General features: G+C 44.7%; 10 protein-coding genes. 4 read left to right on the plus strand and 6 right to left on the minus strand.

What is annotated here, in order from left to right; translation table 11 throughout:
• Positions 1-11 precede the first annotated feature (11 nt).
• Positions 12-3,122 carry a SusC/RagA family TonB-linked outer membrane protein gene (locus G9Q97_RS14885; RefSeq protein WP_166148180.1) on the minus strand — a complete coding sequence of 1,037 codons (3,111 nt, stop codon included), beginning with the start codon at positions 3,120-3,122 and terminating at the stop codon, positions 12-14.
• Between the two features lie 639 nt (positions 3,123-3,761).
• Here G9Q97_RS14885 and G9Q97_RS14890 point away from each other — a divergent pair.
• The 3 genes from G9Q97_RS14890 to G9Q97_RS14900 all read left to right on the plus strand — a co-directional run bounded on the left by G9Q97_RS14890 (position 3,762) and on the right by G9Q97_RS14900 (position 9,021).
• Positions 3,762-6,722, plus strand: coding sequence for a DNA polymerase III subunit alpha (locus G9Q97_RS14890; RefSeq protein WP_166148182.1), 2,961 nt, complete (start codon positions 3,762-3,764; stop codon positions 6,720-6,722).
• A 567-nt stretch (positions 6,723-7,289) separates the two neighbouring features.
• The gene (locus G9Q97_RS14895; protein WP_166148184.1) at positions 7,290-7,661 is read left to right on the plus strand and encodes a serine hydrolase domain-containing protein; all 372 of its coding nucleotides are present in this window, start codon (positions 7,290-7,292) and stop codon (positions 7,659-7,661) included.
• Between the two features lie 73 nt (positions 7,662-7,734).
• Positions 7,735-9,021 carry an amidohydrolase family protein gene (locus G9Q97_RS14900; protein ID WP_166148185.1) on the plus strand — a complete coding sequence of 429 codons (1,287 nt, stop codon included), beginning with the start codon at positions 7,735-7,737 and terminating at the stop codon, positions 9,019-9,021.
• A gap of 93 nt (positions 9,022-9,114) precedes the next feature.
• Here the strand turns inward: G9Q97_RS14900 and G9Q97_RS14905 are convergent, their stop codons facing one another.
• Entirely contained in the window at positions 9,115-10,443 is a 1,329-nt protein-coding gene (locus G9Q97_RS14905) for a Gfo/Idh/MocA family protein (protein ID WP_166148187.1), read from the minus strand.
• Positions 10,444-11,174: 731 nt separating this feature from the next.
• Between G9Q97_RS14905 and G9Q97_RS14910 the strand changes: the two genes are divergently transcribed.
• Complete coding sequence (locus tag G9Q97_RS14910) at positions 11,175-11,420, plus strand: hypothetical protein (protein ID WP_166148189.1); 246 nt, start codon at positions 11,175-11,177, stop codon at positions 11,418-11,420.
• Positions 11,421-11,477: 57 nt separating this feature from the next.
• On the opposite strand, the gene G9Q97_RS14915 is transcribed toward G9Q97_RS14910, so the two are convergent.
• The 4 genes from G9Q97_RS14915 to G9Q97_RS14930 all read right to left on the minus strand — a co-directional run bounded on the left by G9Q97_RS14915 (position 11,478) and on the right by G9Q97_RS14930 (position 15,455).
• Entirely contained in the window at positions 11,478-12,617 is a 1,140-nt protein-coding gene (locus G9Q97_RS14915; RefSeq protein ID WP_166148191.1) for a BamA/TamA family outer membrane protein, read from the minus strand.
• 37 nt (positions 12,618-12,654) lie between these two features.
• Positions 12,655-13,515 (minus strand): arylamine N-acetyltransferase family protein, encoded by an 861-nt coding sequence (locus G9Q97_RS14920; protein ID WP_166148193.1) that lies wholly within the window; start codon positions 13,513-13,515, stop codon positions 12,655-12,657.
• Between the two features lie 147 nt (positions 13,516-13,662).
• Positions 13,663-14,673 carry a S41 family peptidase gene (locus G9Q97_RS14925; protein ID WP_166148195.1) on the minus strand — a complete coding sequence of 337 codons (1,011 nt, stop codon included), beginning with the start codon at positions 14,671-14,673 and terminating at the stop codon, positions 13,663-13,665.
• Complete coding sequence (locus tag G9Q97_RS14930; protein WP_166148196.1) at positions 14,667-15,455, minus strand: hypothetical protein; 789 nt, start codon at positions 15,453-15,455, stop codon at positions 14,667-14,669. The genes G9Q97_RS14925 and G9Q97_RS14930 overlap by 7 nt, the downstream gene beginning before the upstream one ends.
• Between the last annotated feature and the right edge of the window lie 11 nt (positions 15,456-15,466).

Here is a 15,466-nt window from a genome sequence, read left to right on the forward strand (position 1 = left end):
TGTTTAATGATTTAAAGAGAAACTTTCAGGCCCAAAGTGTAACTGGTAATCTGTGGATAAGCCTGAAACCAGTTGGTATTGGCTCTTTCGGGATCTGATCCCGGCCAGTCCGTGATGGTGAATAAATTGTCGCCAGACATATAAACCCTGGAAAACCTGAGCCCTAATTTTTCATTTAAACGATCAGGCAAATTGTATCCTATCGCCAGGTTTTTCAACCTCAGATAAGATGCATCCAGTAACCAATAGGAGTTTCGGGTACCTGTCACAGGGGCATAGCCGGAAATATACATGGCGGGGTGTTCATTGGTAGACCCCTCCCCGGTCCACATGTTTTCGATAAAATCCAACGGAGGAGGAGAGCCTTGAATGTATGGCACCAGGCCCCATGACAAACCCTGGGTGCTTTGTTTGTAGCCTTCCAGGCCTTGAAAAAAGGCATTTACATCAAAATTCCTCCAGGAAAGGTTGATTGTACTTCCATAGTGAAACCGGGGATAGGCCCCATCCATTACTACCCGGTCATCAGCATTGATCATATTGTCTCCATTTTGATCCACAAATTTCAAGTCGCCGGGTTTGGGGTTAAATTGGTGCTGAGGACTATTCGCGATTTCTTCCTCATTTTGGAAAATACCATCCCATTCAACCATAAAATGAGAATTAAAAGGAAGCCCCTCCTGAATGGTGAAATTGCCGTAAACCGGGGAAAGGATCCGCAAAACTTCATTTCTGAAGGTGGAGAAATTGACGCTGACATTATAGCCAAATTCCCCAAATCGTTTCATGGATCCCAATTCCAGCTCGATACCGGTGTTTCTCATCTTGCCATAATTCACAGTGGGCGGGGAAAGTCCCACACTGGCCGGAATTGGTACATTGTACAGGATATCATCCGTCACCTTATCAAACCAATCGAAGGTAACATTGATCAAGCCCTCTTTCAAAGAAAGATCGAACCCAATGTCAGCCATGGTGGTGGTTTCCCATCTCAAATTTGGATCTACCAGGCGGTTTACAAGTGCCCCGGGTTGGGCCGTATTAAATGGATAAGAAGTGGTGGTCAAAACTTCCTGAAAAGGATATAAGCCAACATTCTGATTGCCCAATTGCCCCCAGGATCCCCTGATTTTAAACTCATCTATCCAAGAATTTAGTTGCAAAAATTGCTCTTGAGAGACCCTCCATCCCGCAGAGACCGAAGGAAATACTCCCCAACGGTTATCCGGAGAAATCCTGGAGGTTCCATCGTAACGAATATTGGCCTCTACCAGGTATTTCTCCTTATAATCGTACATGGCGCGTCCAAACAAGGACATGATGGCCCATTCCTGCAAATATCCCCCGGTGGTTTGGTCCAGCGGTGCTCCCGCATCCAATTCCATCAATGTATTGGTAGGGAAATGTACCCTGGAACCCCTAAGCTGCCGGTTGGAACTGTATTCCTGATTGTAGCCGGCCAAAATATTGACATTGTGGGTTTCATTGAAAAGCCTTCGGTAATTCAAAGTGGAATAAAAGGTGGTCCATAAACCGGTATTCCAGGTTTCCCTGACGCCCAATTGCCAGGTAGAATTATTGTGGGCATAGGAGCCATCCTTGAAAAAATAATTGTCCACCGGGGTTTCATGGTTTTTCAGTGCCCGGTTGTCATAAGACACTGCTCCTTTGGTATACCAGGTGAGGTGTTCCGTTGGTTTGATCTCCACATAAAACTGAGGCAATACATTGTAATTGATATCTGTTTGAATGCCACTGGCATCCTGCGCATCCGGGTTCCTAACGGTCCATTCGCCGATATTTGAACTGTACCTTGCCACGTAACCGGTAGATCCGTCGGGCAGGGTCATGGTAGGAGTATAATTGGGACCTGCTCCATAAATGGCCAGAATCTGGTAATCTATATCGCCATTGTCCCAATTACTTCTTTGTATGTCTTTATTAACCAGTTGAATATCACCGCCTACCGTTATCCAATCGTTAATTTTGGAATCGACGGTTAACCTTGCATTGTATTTTTTGAATTCATACAAGCTGGTCAGACCCGGTTGATCAAAATAGCCCAGGGACAGCCCAATGCTCGTTTTCTCCGTACCACCACTTACCCGTATTGATTGCATATTGGCCACCGCTGTGTTGAAAGAATGATCTATCCAGTCAAAATTGGGATAATTAATGGGATCATTTGGGTTATTTCTGAAAGCATCAATCTCCTCCTGGCTGAAATAGGGTGCCTGGCCTCCGGCTCTTTGTCTTCCCTGATTCCAGTACATCATGTAATCGGCAGAATTGCTGAGTAACCTGGGTAAGCGTGTTGGCTGATGCACCTGCACATTACTGTGTATATCAATGGTAAGAGCTCCTTCACTACCCCTCTTGGTAGTAATCAGGATGACTCCATTGGCAGCCCTGGCACCATAGATAGCACTTGATGCTGCATCTTTCAAAACAGAGACCGATTCCACATCATTGGGATCCAAATTGGTCATGTCACCGGCAATACCATTGATTAGCACAAGTGGTTCACTTCCGGCAGAGCTAAAAGTACCTAAACCTCTGATTCGTAAGGTATTATTTTCACTACCGGGTTTTCCGGAATGAGAGGAAACCTGCAATCCAGCTACTTTTCCTTGCAGAAGTCCGGCCACATTGGTCAATGGTCGTTTGATGATTTCATCCGCACCAACCGTAGCCACAGAACCCGTCATATTGGCCTTCTTCTGGGTACCGTAGCCTACCACGACCACTTCGTCCAGGGAAGCCATGTCTTCTTCCAATACCACATTGATGGTACTTTGGTTGCCTACCTGTATCGTTTGGGAAGTAAAACCAATAAAGGAAAATACCAGATTGGCATTATCCGGGACGGTTAGGGAATACTTGCCATCCAGGTTGGTGACAGTTCCCCTATTGGTGCCCAGCACCGTAACGGTAACCCCCGGCAAGGGTACCTCATTGGTATCAGTGACAGTGCCTGAAACTGCAATGTCCATATTCACATCTATTTCCGAAGGAATTGCCGCATGGGCACTCAAGCATCCAATAAAAAATAATTGGAGCAGCAGTACCAAAGGCAGCGTTTTTAACAAGTTATCAAATCGCCTGAATACAATTGTTTCCATGATTTTTGTGGGTTTAGGTTGATGTTAATTTTTGAAATGCAAACGAATGCCCCAAGGGCTGACTTAAACTGAAAACACCGAAGAAAATACCACAGGCATCCTTCCTTTCAATCGAAAGTCATCTGATTTTTTTGGAACAATAAAGCGGGCAGTGGGAATACGAAGCTGTTGGTCTTTTATAAATCCCAGCTAAATAGGCTTGATCAGCATTAATTTAATTTCGTCCAATCAATATAAAAAATATTTAACACAATGTATAATCAATAATTTAATTATTTATAATGAACTTAAACTATAATACAGAATTAAATATGTTACTTTGTGCCTAATAAAAAATAACATATTTAATTATTAATATTATTTTGTTATTTTAAATATAAAATACCAAAAATTATATATTAACCGTTTATAAAAATATTTTTTTACCTGATAAAAGAATGTACTGTATATAATTTTTTACTACCAATTGTTTCCTGACATTGGCTTGTGCCACAGCCTGCGCATTAATTAATCAGATAGTTTTAATCAACCCATACCGGACCCCTCAACATTGCACTTTAAAAAAAAGCTTCCTTACCCATAAAAATCTTTTTTTAATGTTTATATTATTAACCTATTAATGTTAATTAAATAAACAAAATGCACCTCAACTGCCACAGTCATTACAGTTTCAAGTATGGTACCCTCTCCGTGGAAGCCCTTGTAGCGGAAGCGATAAAGCACAAACTCGATGCCCTGGCCCTGACCGACATCAACAGCACTTCCGGGGTCTTCCCCTTTATCCGGGAAGCTCAAAAAAACGGGATCCACCCCGTAATCGGCATCGACTTCCGCAATGGCGTCAAACAGCAGTACATCGGGCTGGCACAAAATCAGGAAGGCTTCTATGAGCTGAACCTCCACCTCTCCCATCACCTGGTTCACAAACAACCTTTTCCCGACAGGTCCCCGGCCATGAACCATTCCTTCATCATTTACCCCTTTTCAGAAGTGCTTTTTTCCCTCCGTGAAAACGAGTACATCGGGTTGCACCCCTCTCAGCTGAAGCGGCTGCCCTACAGCCCCTGGGCAAAGCAAAAAGATCGGCTGGTCCTTTTGCAGCCGGCTACCTTTGCCGGAAAAACCGACTTCAACGCCCACCGCCTGCTTCGCTGCATGGATAGCAATACCCTGCTGAGCAAATTACCGCTTTCAGAACAGGGAGCCCCATCTGATCGGTTTTACGGCTATACCGAAATGGTGGCCCGCAGCGAGGGCCACAGCTACCTGATCTACAATACCCAAAAACTGCTGGAACAATGCCAGTTTTCCTTCTATTTCCAGGCCGTAAAAAACAGGCGGGATATCCTGGGCTCAGACTGGGAGGACTTTGACTACCTGCGGCAGGAAACTTTTAAGGGTGCCCTGTTGCGCTATGGCAGCCTGGACGAAACCAAAGAAAAGCGCATCCTGAAGGAACTGGAAATGATCCAGCAAAAAGGCTTTGTCTCCTACTTCCTGATCAACTATGACATTGTCAACTACGCCCGAAAAAAAAACTTCTTCTATGTGGGCCGGGGCAGCGGGGCCAACAGCATCGTGGCCTACAGCCTGTGCATCACGGATGTGGACCCCATCGAGCTGGACCTGTATTTTGAGCGTTTTATCAACCTGTACCGGGAAAATCCCCCAGACTTCGACCTGGACTTCTCCTGGAAAGACCGGGATGAAATGACCGGCTATATTTTTAAAAAATACAACCGCCCCGAAAGTGAGCATGTCTGCCTGCTGGCCACTTTCAATACCTTTCAGTACAATTCTGTCCTTCGGGAATTGGGAAAAGTCTTTGGCCTGCCCAAATCTGAAATCGAATCGTTGATTTACCATGGAGACAAGCTAGGGAGCAGCAACTATAGACCTGATCAGTACGGAAAGCTGATCTACCGCTACAGTCAGGTGATCCGGGACATGCCCTCTCACCTCAGCATCCATGCCGGAGGGGTGCTGATCGCCCACAAACCCATCCATTATTATACAGCAACAGCACTGCCACCTAAAGGCTTCCCCATTTCCCATTTCGACATGCATGTGGCGGAAGACATAGGCCTGCACAAGCTTGATATTCTCAGCCAAAGGGGCCTGGGGCATATCAAAAGTACCCTGGAAATCATCCATCAAAACCAGGGCAAGGAAGTGGATATCCGCCAGATAGCCACTTTCAAAAAAGATCCCAAAATCAAACAACACCTGCGTGAGGGACGTACCGTTGGTGCCTTCTATGTGGAATCACCGGCCATGCGCATGTTGCTGGCCAAAATGAAAGCCGACGAATACCTGGAACTGGTAGCTGCCAGTTCCATCATCCGCCCCGGTGTGGCCCGCTCCGGCATGATGCGGGAGTACATCCTGCGGCATGTAAATCCTGCCAGAAGGGAAATGGCCCATCCCGTACTCCGGGACATCATGCCAGAAACCTATGGCATCATGGTATACCAGGAGGATGTGATCAAGGTGGCCCATTACTTTGCCGGTCTTTCCCTGAGCGAGGCCGATGTGTTGCGGCGGGGCATGAGCGGCAAGTCCCGATCCAAAGATGAATTCCAACGGGTAAAGGACAGCTTCTTTGCCAACTGCCGGGAAAAGGGCCGTGACCCAAAGGTTACGGGAGAGGTCTGGCACCAGATCGAGAGCTTTGCCGGCTATTCCTTTGCCAAGGGCCATTCCGCTTCCTTTGCCGTAGAAAGCTACCAAAGCCTGTACCTCAAAGCCCATTATCCCCTGGAATTTATGGTGGGCGTTATCAATAATTTCGGTGGCTTTTACCACACCGAATTCTATATTCACGAACTCCGCATGAACGGTGCCGAGATACAGGCCCCGCACATCAATGAAAGCGAAAACCTCAGCTGTATCCGGGGCAAAACTGTGTACCTGGGCTTTGTGCACATGAAGTTCCTGCAAAAAGAAAGTGTGGTCAAAATCCTGCAGGAACGGCAACAGAGAGGGCTGTATACCAGCCTGTTGGACTTTGTCTCCAGGGTGGACATTAGTCTGGAACAATTGCTGATCCTGGTGCGGATAGGCTGCTTCCGCTTCACCGGCAAAAGCAAGCAGGAAACCCTCTGGGAGGCCCATTTTATCCTGCACCGCAAAAAGACTCCTGCGGTCGGCAGCCAGCGGCTGTTTGCACAAGCCGGATTCCGGGAGCTAAAGCCACCTGTGCTGGAGGCTGCGGATATAAGGCAGGAAATCATCGACCAGCTGGAGATCCTGGAATTCCCCCTGAACTCCCCTTTTCTATTGGTAAAGGAACAGCAGGTCTGTGGCATTGCAGCAAGGGAAATGGCGCAATTTCTGGGCAGGCGGGTGCAGCTGGTCGGCTACCTGGTCACCGTCAAATACACCCGGACGGTAAAGGGGGAAGTGATGAACTTTGGCACCTTTATCGACCGGGAGGGCCACTGGATTGATACGGTGCATTTCCCTCCGGTGGTCAAAAAAACACCTTTCAAGGGCCGCGGCATCTACCTGATCAAGGGAAAGGTAACGGAGGAATTTGGCTTCTACAGCCTGGAAGTCAGCAGCTGTGAGCGGATGGCCTACTGGAATGCGGATGATTGATTTTGTGGGACATAAATCACAAACCTTTCCTCTATCCATCTTTCGGTAGGATCGAAACTTCCCTGAAACAAATCAATCCTGCTTAAATTGGTGTAAAACGAATTTATTAATAAATTGGTGGTTATATTGTCTGATTATGAAAAAACCGTTTGTGGGCCAGGCAAAATGTTAACCTGTTAGATCAGGAGCCTGAATTTTTCACCATCTATCAGGTAGCGTTGGTCTCTCAGTAAATATCATTACCTGGCAGTATATTAGACGATGATTGATAGTTAGGGTGAAATCTCAATACTTATAACCGGGATTCAACCCTATACCTTATTTAACTATTCTCAAATATTGCTAACTGTCAAGTTCGCGTCGCTAACTCTTGCGCCTGCACCCATTACCAAACCAATGTTACCTTACCTTTAAACCGGAATTTTATATCCCGTCTCTGTCCAGCTGAATTGATCTCTTTGTTACATGATATCAATTCCACAAAAAGTACTTACTTTTAGAGGAACCATTTGAGTTTGATATGAAATATTATCCATTCTTTTTCATTTTTTCAGTGATGCACGCTCCATGGCCCGGTTTGGCCTGATGATACTGGCAAAGGGAATGTGGGGAAGCGAGGAAATCGTCAGCGATAAGGCCTACCTTCAAGCCATGCTGACACCATCTCAGGAGCTGAACGAAAGCTACGGCTACCTTTGGTGGCTCAACGGAATGGATAGTTTTATGGTCCCCGGGATTCAATCTCCCTTTCCGGGAAGTTTTATCCCCAATGGTCCATCTGACATGGTTTGTGGAATGGGTAGGGATGGTCAATATGTATGTGTAGTGCCTTCCCAAAACCTGGTTTTGGTCCGCATGGGAGAGAACCCTGAACAAAGCCTCATCGCTTTCCGGTTTTTAGACAGCATCTGGGAGACAATCACTACTAGTACTCCCTAAAGTTTATCAGGCAGATAATTTGGCCAGCATTCCACCCAATGGATAAATCCAAAAAATTGACTAACTTTTAGTCATGAAAATTTATCCCTTAATCTGCCTTTCACTTTTATGCCTCCTTGCCTGCAAAAATGAAATACATGAGGAAACCGCATTCACTGCCTTTTCAGGTGCCAGAATCATCGATGGCAGCGGTGCTACCCCAATCGAAGATGGGGTTATTTTGGTTCAGGAGGATCATATTATAGCCATCGGGTCCAGGGAAGAAGTAGAAATTCCTGAGCATTCCCATGTGATTGATCTCACGGGCAAAACCATTATCCCGGGGCTGATCAATGGCCATGGTCATGTGGGCGATGTAAAGGGGATATCTGGAGGCCATTATTCCGCTGAAAACCTCGCTGAAAATTTATCCATATATGCAACCTACGGCATCACAACTGTCGTCAGCCTCGGCGGGGATCAGGAAGAGGCGGTTTCTTTCCGACACCTCAACGATAAAAACCCCCAGAATAGATCAAGGTTATTCATAGCAGGCGCAGTCATCACGGGAGATACCCCGGCCGAAGCCGAAAAAATGATTGAAGAAAATCATGAAATGGGAGTAGATTTCATGAAGATACGGGTGGATGACAACCTGGGCAATGCTACAAAAATGCCTGAAGAAGTGTACCGGGCGGTGATCGGCAGGTCCCATGAACTTGGCTATAAAATTGCTACTCATTCCTATTATCTGGAAGACAGCAGAAAGTTATTGGAAGCCGGATCGGATCTGCTCGCCCATAGTGTAAGGGACTTACCTGTGGACGAGTCCTTTGTCCAGCTGATCAAAGAAAAAAACGTAGGATACTGCCCTACCCTTACCAGAGAGCTTTCCACCTATGTTTATGAAGATACGGCTGCTTTTTTTTCTGATCCCTTTTTTCAAAAGGTTTATGATAAGGAAACCATTCAACCCTTACTGGATCCGGAAAGGCAGGCGAATGTAGCCGCTAACAGCAATGCCCAAACCTATAAAAAACAGTTACCGGTCGCCTACGCCAACCTGAAATCCCTCAATGATGCCGGTGTTCCCATTGTATTTGGCACAGACAGCGGGGTACCTACCCGGTTTATGGGATATTTTGAACACCTGGAAATGGAGATGATGGCCGAAGCAGGCATGTCTCCCATGGAAATCCTTGTCTCTGCTACCAAAAATGTGGCCGAATACCTGGAACTGGAAGGTTTGGGAACGCTGGCTCCCGGACATTATGCCGATTTCATTATTTTGGATGCCAATCCTCTTGAAGATATCCGAAACACCCGGGAAATCAACGAAATATATATTGGAGGAAACAAAGTGGTGGAAAGGGATAAATGATGGCATTGATTTTTCTTTAAACAATTGCCAAATAGCTGCAAATCTCAGCCTGAAAAAAAAAGCGGGACATTTATATCCCGCTTGATGTTTAAATTAAAGGCGATAACCTGGTCTGTAAGCCCTGTGCAGGTGTTTTTCCGCCTCCGGATCATCCTCAAACTGTTCCTTCGCCGGATTCCACTTTAATGGCCTGCCCAGTTCATAGGCAATATTTCCCAGATTACAGGTAACACAGGTGCTATGTCCGATCTCCACCGGGGCAATGGGATCTTTTCTCCTTTTGACAGATTCCATAAAATCGATGTGGTGAGCCCTGCCGCCACCGCCCTGCAGGCTTTCTCCCTCATCCAGAACCGGATATAGAGACGGGTCTGATGCTTCATAGTGAGAGCGGGAAACTTCTATCCAACCATCTTTTCCAAAAAACTTACAGCCCCTGCTTTCCTTGTCATCAAAAGGCTGTTCGGTGACGGTCACACCGTTTGCGTATTTAAAAGTTAGGTATTCTGTATCCTGGTATCCCGCAGGAATAATTTCAATAGGCCCGCTTCTGTCCATTCCTATAGCCCATTGAGCTATGTCAAACATGTGGGCTCCCCAATCTGTGGTCAGTCCACCGCCGGTTTCCTTGTACCAGCGCCATCCTCCCCAGATTTTTTCATTTTCGGGAGGATTCAGTGAAATCGGAGGATTGAGTTCATTATTAAAATGAATGGGAGCATTCAAAGGCCCCATCCAAAGGTCCCAGTTAAGCCCTTCCGGAATATCTTCTTTAGGCAAATCAAATGGCTTTGGAGGCCCTCCAACACAGGCATACACCTTGCTTACCTGGCCAATTCTTCCCTTTTGAACCATCCTGACAGCCTGCTGAAAATTAGCGTAGGACCTTTGCATGCTCCCCGTTGCCAAAACGATGTTATTATCCCGAACAGCCTTGACCAATTCCTGCCCTTCCTTAATGGTAAAAGTGAGTGGTTTTTCCAGATAAATATCCTTTCCCGCTTTGCAGGCATCAATGGCCATCAAGGCATGCCAGTGATCAGGTGTGGCTATGACCAAAGCGTCTACATCCTTTCTGGATAATAGGTCATGGTAATTTTCATAGACCTCCACTTTTATTTCCCGCTTGTTCTCCTTGTAATAGGCTTGAGTTTTATTCAGAAACCGCTGCCTTTTGGCTGCATATACATCACATCCTGCTACTACTTCCACATTGGAAAGGGATATAAAACTGTTTAACAGTCCATTGCCCTGTCTCCCCAGCCCAATAAAGCCCAAACGAAAAGTTTCATCCCTAATTATTTCATTATGTACTCCCTTACCTACGCTGACATGTGGCAACACCCCCATCCCTGCTGCTCCAAGCAGACCGGTTCCCATAAATTTTCTGCGAGATAGCAGGCTCTTTTTTTCCTTATTCATTGTTTACAGGTTTATTGTTTGATTGCATAAAATTAATAGTATAAAATAAAACCCCACTTATAAAATCCAATAAATGGATGTTTCAGGTTTCCAGTTAAATACGGTAAAAGGCCATCCCGGGCTATCCCTTCCCTCAGTTCTGCACTGAATTAACCATCTTCTTCCTTCTTTTCGAGGTTTTAGGGGCTTGAAAGGCGGTCAACCAGAGCATTAAATTTCCTGATATACTCTTGGGTTCCTGCCATGGATCTCCGTGGCTCACCTATGCTTCCAGAAGCAGCGTCATTCCCGGCTAGTGACACTTATATATCTGTTCCCCAAACTGGAGATGAAAAAATGAGCAACAAAAAACAAGTAAACTCAAACGAGAAATTGGCATAAAGTTGTTTTAATAATATTCGATAAAATAAATCTATACATATTACTCCCTACAGCCAAATATTTGAAGTGGAAATTCCGTATGAAAAAAAATCATCAAAAAAGGATTCTTCAATCTACATGACTGATTGAAGCACATTTTTTTTCCTGGTAATCACGAAATACAAAAATAATACAACAAAATACTATTTTATATTTACAAAAATTTTATCTAAAAAACAAGTTATTTTTACTTAAATATGTAATAAAGTTTTATTAATTTTGAATTATAATACATTTCTTCTGATTGAAAGAAGCAATTAAGTTAAACTAAATCTATTGGTAAAAAGCCTTTTTTTTAAAATTAACAGATCATGGAAACTTACACCTTTTTGTTTGTGGCATTAGGCATCAGCTTGGGACTTCTCTACACTATTAAAGCCATCAGAGATGCTAAAGATGACCCTGAAACTTTCGAAGATTTCAAAAAAGAAGGCAAATACCGAAAGCCTGCAAACTGGAAAGTGGGACAAATGCCGGAAGACATCAAAAAAAAAAGCAGGATGAGCAATCCTCGGATAGATTACAAGCTTGACTATCATATGATTAGTAAAAATTAATTTGGAACCGACTTGAAAGCAGTGCCTTTGCGCACTGCATTTTTATTAAAATATTTTTTAAAATGCCTCTCCGATAAAAAAGTAAAAACCAGTACCTTCCTGAGTAAAAGCCACATCCAGCCGGGTGTAAATATCTTTTTTAGGAAAAATCAAAAAACGCAGCCCGCCTCCGGCAGACCATACCATTTTATTCCAATCAAAAGCTGCCAGGCTGGGAAATACCTGCCCTGCTCCGGCAAAGACTGCTCCACCCAACCTTTCGGTAAAGCCAAGAGGAAAAGGTAAAAATCGCATCTCAATTTGTCCCGCCACTTGGTTTTGGTCCCTATACCTACCGGTATAATAGCCCCGCATTAAACTCTCTCCACCCATAAGGGACAATTGATTAAAAGGAACGTCTCCCGAATTGAATTGGCCAAATAATTGGGCCGCCAACACATTATTTTCCCCAACCGGCTGGTAATACCGGGTATCGGAAAGCACGGTGGTGAAGTTAAATGCACTGCTCCAAAATGGATTGTACCGCATTAATGCCAATTCCGAAAACAAACCATCCCTCACGTTCAGGACATTGTGACGGTCATCATAAACCAAACCTAGCCCAAGCCCCAGGTTTGAGCTTCCCTGAAACCCCAAAGGCAGCTGATAAGAAGGGTTTGACTCCGCGGGCAAAAACTCCACCTGGCTAAGCCTTTGCCAATCCATTTCCAATCCAAAAAACAAGTTGCCTTTGATTTTTCTCAATACCCTTTCTTTGATCAAAATCTGGTTGGCATCTACCCTTGCCAGGTAATCGGCCGAACTGCTATTTCCGATTCCGTAATACAAGAGAGGAAAACTTTGCAGCCTGATGCGACCTAAAAAAAACCAACGGTCACCTGGAGAATAGTTGGCATGATCAAACCATAAACCATACTGGTTTTCCAGGGTAAAAAACGTAAAGCCATTGATCTCACTCAACCTGTTGACTGTGTCTCTTTCAGCGTAGTATACATACAAGGTGCTGAAGCCTATCTCCCAACTGGTTTCGGGGGCATAGGCCAGGGTAGGGTACATCAGGAATTGCGGTTCGGAAATATCGCTGGTATCATTTACAATGGAGTTGAGATAACGTTTGACAAATCCCTGGGAATTAGCTTCCATCCCGGAACAAAGTACTAAAAGCAAAAGGAACGAAACCCTTAAATAATTTTTCATAAATAGTAAACTCCTTCAAAAAGACCGGATAAACGGATCAGGCTTCAGTTACAACTTTTTTTAACTTTTCCATCATCCCTTCATGGTCCGGCAGCTGGATTAGAAAAACTTCCTCCAACAGTGCTTTATACTCCTTGATGTCGGTTAAGGTTTGCTTTATACTTTCTTCATTTTTACGATGCGTGGTGAATTGATTGTTAAGCAAAGCATATCTCCCCCATGGCATGCAGCGAGCTGCCATTAATGAAGTAACAAACATGGACGCGGGATGATGACCAAGATACCAGTTGACCACCTCATAATCCGGGAGTAATTGTGGTTCCAGGCTGAAACGGTAAAGTAGTCTCCATTCCTCCCGGATCATTATTTCTAAATAGAAAAATTCATCTACTTTATTGATCCTGTATTTTTCGTGGGGAGTGAGCTGTTCCTCCATCTGATCCAGAGACAAAGGAGCTGTAAATGATGATCCGCCAAAACCCACATCCGCAATATATTTCCTGCCACCGACCTGCACCAGCAACAACATGTGATCCCTGGGTTTTACCTCTCCTTCCGGCACTTCCCAGAAAACCCTGGCAGAAAGCCCTTTTACCAAAAACCCCATGGTTCTCAATACATGGCCAAACAAAATATTCTGTTCAAAACAATAGCCTCCCCTTCCTTCCAAAACCATTTTCTTTACCAAATCAGACAACTGTAGCCTCACTGGGATACCCAAAAACGGATTCAGATTTTCAAATGGAATTGCCTGAGGATGCAGGTAATGCAGCAGTTCTAGCGTGGAATAGGTAGCCTCCTTTTCTCCGGAATAGCCTACCCGGTTAAAATAAGCCTGTAGTGTTTTATCCTCTAAATGTTCATTAAAAAGTGACAGCTCAACTTGATTCGTAAACATCCTTTTTCTGTTTATTTTTAAAATAAAAATAAGGTTTCCAAATCATTTGAATCAAATACCAACAATTCCGAAAACCAACCCCGATTTATAAGTGGTACAAGATAAGCAAACTTGTAATTTTTCCCAGTTTGAATAAGGGGCAAAATTTCAATTATTGCTGCGGATTACGGCAATGGCCGTAGCTATCAGATTATCTTCCCCTCTGCTCGCGGCCAGTTCAGATAGGTCAACCCTTAGGTCTGTCAGCACTCCGTCCTCCAATTGTCTTTCCTCAAGATCAATGGTCTGGGTAGCTGAAAAACGATAAGTCCAGCCATTGGTCAATTCTCCGAAAACAGGAGTGCCTCCTCCCCCTCCGGTTTGGTCTCCCAGTGTAATGGCATTGGGAAGCACCTTCATCATCTGTGCAAAAAAAGTGGTGGCGCTGTAAGACCTGCGGTTTGTCAATACCACCACCGGCCCAAGATAGGTCCCATCTTCCCGGGGGCTGATTTTCATGTCCTCCCAAGAGCCAAAATCACCTGTTCCAGGTCCCGATTTAATTCTCTGTCTGGCGTACACCATTTCTTCTTCAGCAAAAGCCGAAGCCAAAAGGGATGCATTGCTCAAATTACCCCCTCCGTTATTTCTTACATCAATGATCACCCCCCTGCTTCTTCTGGCTCTTTCCACCACAACCTGGAGATTGGATTCGGAAATACTTTGGGCAAAAGACCGGTAATTGACATATAAAACATCATCCAGCATTTGGTGCTGTAAAGGACCACTAATCCAGTAATCCCTTCCCAGATAGGACTCTTCTATCAGATTTTCATCATAGTTGACCGGAAATTCCTGATACCATTCCCAGTTCCTGCTTCGGTTAAACCCAGTACTCAGGTTGACATGCCCATCCCTGAGTTCAAACAACATGTCAGCCAAAAGTTCGTACAGCTCGAGCTGGCCCATTTCCGCATTGACTTCCGGCCTGTACTGCTCCCGGATCTGCTCCCAGTCCAGATTTTTATGATCGAAGAATGAATACCTTGCATACACATCCTCCCACAGTTGATCAAACACCTCCAGGGCACCTGACCCAGGATCCTGGGGCATGACCCACTGCTCACAGGAGGAAAAAACGAAAAGAAAAAGAAAGAACAACCTGGTTTGCTTTACCATAATTTAACCTTTAAAACCAACAACAAAGCATTCCCAAAGCTTGCTACAGGCTGGATCCCCTGCAGGCCTGAAATATCCAACCTGTAGTTTAAACCAAGCTTATTTTCCGACGGAAGTTCCCAATAAAAAGACGAAGTCAACCCGAAGTTCCAGTCTTTCCCAATAATAAAAGGCTCCATGCTCTCGAAAAAATTTCCCATGATAGTATTTTCTCCGGAATAGCCATCGGGGTTGGCACCAATATACCCGGATTTGATTTGAAACCCCACAACCTGCAGGTGGGACAAGGTATGCCATTCGAAATGCTGTCCCTTCCATTGGAGAGGCATTATGTACCGTACTGATGGACCTAAGGATGAAAAGTAATCGTATCGCAGGCTATAATTTGAAAAACCATTGTGACTTCTGATATTGAAAAGATTCTGGTTGGACCATCCCCAATGGAGGCTTTTCACCTCAGGTTTGTTTTTATGGTAATAGGTATAGGTCAAAAATCCAATGGTCATTGCATTCATTGAATTGCCTATCCTGTTTTTCAACGGACCATAGGCAAAATCAAATTGAAACAACTCGGTTTTTTGTGGTTTGTGAAGCTGGAAGGTGGCAGTGCTCATGCTCCGGATACCGGAGTATTTCTGGTGCGAAAAACCCTGATCCCTGCCCGTAAAATCTTGTATTCCGGTAGACAAAAACAGGGAACCAGTGGATTGCGAATAGGCTTGCATGGAAACGAGGCTACTTAAAAAGCAAACTACAGCAAGCCATTGTATTTTATTCAACATTGTAGCAAAAG

The sequence above is a fragment of the Cyclobacterium plantarum genome (assembly GCF_011290685.1).
GTDB classification, from domain to species: Bacteria; Bacteroidota; Bacteroidia; order Cytophagales; family Cyclobacteriaceae; genus Cyclobacterium; species Cyclobacterium plantarum.